Annotated in this window: 3 protein-coding genes; all 3 read left to right on the forward strand. The window is 46.6% G+C overall.

The annotated features are described in order from the left end of the window. Positions 1–305 precede the first annotated feature (305 nt). Entirely contained in the window at positions 306–560 is a 255-nt protein-coding gene (locus tag RMO84_RS20370; RefSeq protein WP_310490263.1) for a TIGR03643 family protein, read from the forward strand. Between the two features lie 119 nt (positions 561–679). Next, complete coding sequence (queG, locus tag RMO84_RS20375; protein ID WP_310490264.1) at positions 680–1,633, forward strand: tRNA epoxyqueuosine(34) reductase QueG; 954 nt, start codon at positions 680–682, stop codon at positions 1,631–1,633. A gap of 35 nt (positions 1,634–1,668) precedes the next feature. Next, entirely contained in the window at positions 1,669–2,340 is a 672-nt protein-coding gene (locus RMO84_RS20380) for an HAD-IA family hydrolase (protein ID WP_310490265.1), read from the forward strand. Positions 2,341–2,479 lie beyond the last annotated feature (139 nt).

A 2,479-nucleotide genomic window follows, 5' to 3' on the forward strand; every position in this document is an offset into this window, starting at 1 on the left:
ACCCCCTAAAACCTAAGAGGATGTCTGAAAACTCAACTTTGCTAGGCTCAACCTCTAGAAGATCCCCCTAAATCCCCCTTCAAAAGGGGGGAACCGGACTCTTAGTCCCCCGCTTGGTGCCTTTTCATGGTCGGGGAACCCGACCGAAAAGGCATCCGCTTTTGAAGGGGGATTTAGGGGGATCTTCTAGAGGTTGAGCCTAGCAAAGTTGAGTTTTCAGACATCCTCTTAGGTTTTAGGGGGTAAGCTCAGTAAGAATTTACCCTCTCGCTCCTGCAAACTGAATCAGCGATAAATGAAAACTTATGGAATTACCAGAATTAGACTCTGAAACGATCGATCGAGTACTGGAAATGGCTTGGGAAGATCGGACTACATTTGAAGCGATCGAGTTGCAATTTGGCCTTGCCGAACCTCAAGTTATTGCCCTGATGCGTCGCGAGATGAAAGCCTCTAGCTTTCGGATGTGGCGCGAGCGCGTCACTGGCAGATCGACCAAACATGCCACTCGGCGAGACTTTATTGCCGGACGTTTCAAATCTCAAAATCAGAAAGGTTAAGAATTGGGGATCGATCGTTAAGTTCCGATCGAAATTGGCACAGATCTCACCTGCTTAGAATTAGAATGACCCAGAAGTTATCTAATAACTAGAGAAACTGTTGCCATATCTATTTATCCATGAACGATCTCACTCAGCAGGTCGCAGATCGTGCTCGTGAAATTGGCTTTCACGCCGTCGGTATCGCTGCCATCGACCCTAACACTAATCACACCGCCGCTCAACGCCTCCAAGCATGGTTATCCCAGGGTTATCAAGCTGATATGGCCTGGATGAATGACCCGCGTCGGCAAGACATCTATCGAGTTATGCCTGCTGCGAAAACAGTCATCGCGCTAGCTCTCAACTATTACACCCCCCACCAACGTCCCGACAGCCCCAAACATGCCAAAATCGCCCGCTATGCTTGGGGGCGAGACTATCATAAAGTACTGACCAAAAAACTCAAACAACTGACAAATTGGCTGATTGAATCGAGCGATAATATCGAAGCACGTTACTACGTTGATACGGGGCCGATTCAAGATAAATTCTGGGCACAAGAGGCCGGAATTGGTTGGATCGGTAAAAACGGAAATGTTATCAATCGTCAATATGGTTCGTGGATATTTTTAGGCGAGATTGTAACTAATATTCCCCTCACTCCTAGCGATCCCCACGCCCAACACTGCGGCACATGTACGCGGTGCATTTCCGCTTGTCCGACTGGCGCAATTACCCAACCATTTGTAGTCGATGCCAACCGATGTATTGCTTACCATACGATCGAAAATCGAGCTGAGACTTTACCTCCAGAAATCGCTAAGAATCTCCAAGGATGGGTTGCTGGTTGTGACATTTGCCAAGATGTTTGTCCGTGGAATCAAAGATTTGCCCAGCCTACAGATGTAGCAGATTTTCAACCCAATGCCTGTAATCTCGATCGCACATTAACCGAACTGGGATCGCTTAGCGAGGAGGCTTGGGATCGCAGCTTCAGAGCCTCTGCATTGCGTAGAATTAAACCAGCCATGTGGCGGCGTAATGCTACCGCAAATCTTCATAATTGGGGATCGCAATCGAACGTTAATTAGATTACAATTTTAAAACTGGCATCGGCTTCTCACAAATGCGTAACAATTCTAAACTCATCATTTTTGATTTTGATGGCACCCTAGCAGATACGTTGGGTGCATTAATGCGAATTAGCAACCGATTGGCACCTGAATTTGGCTATTCGCAGATTGGTGATGAGCAATTAGCAAGCCTCAAATATCTTAGTTCCTGGGAAATTATTAAGCTTTCCAAAGTTGCCCTGTGGAAACTCCCGTTTTTATTAAAGCGCGTTAAAGAGGAATTTCCTGGTGAAGTGCGGAATGTGAGACTATTTCCTGGTGCGATTGAACTCCTCAACACACTCAAACTTCAAGGTTATAGGTTAGGAATTGTCAGCTCCAATGCCGAATCAAATATTAGGTCGCTCTTGAGCCAAAATCACATTGAGCATCTGTTTGATTTTGTCAATAGTGCTTCGACCTTTGGGAAAGGCAAGGCAATCGGTAAGCTGCTCAAGCAGTACGAATGCTCTAAATCTGATGCCATTTATATCGGCGATGAGATCCGCGATATTCAAGCCGCAAGGTCGATCGGTATCCGCGTTGTCGCCGTCGGCTGGGGCTTCAATGCACCCACAGCTCTGATCGATCGGCAACCAGATCTATTAATCACCAAGCCATTAGCCTTAATCAACGCCCTGGCAAGATTCTATCCAACTCCCCCCACGCATTTAGCCTGTTTGTAAGTTAACTTTATCGATTCGCAAAAAAAGGGTGCCCCGTTTGGGGCACCCTTTTTTTGATTGAGTAATTGGCACTTCTCAGGCAAAAACCGCCGATCGTTCGATCGAAATTACCTGCTTTTCATCTCAATAACCTGCACCC

Source organism: Chamaesiphon sp. VAR_69_metabat_338 (genome assembly GCF_031423935.1).
GTDB lineage: Bacteria > Cyanobacteriota > Cyanobacteriia > Cyanobacteriales > Chamaesiphonaceae > Chamaesiphon.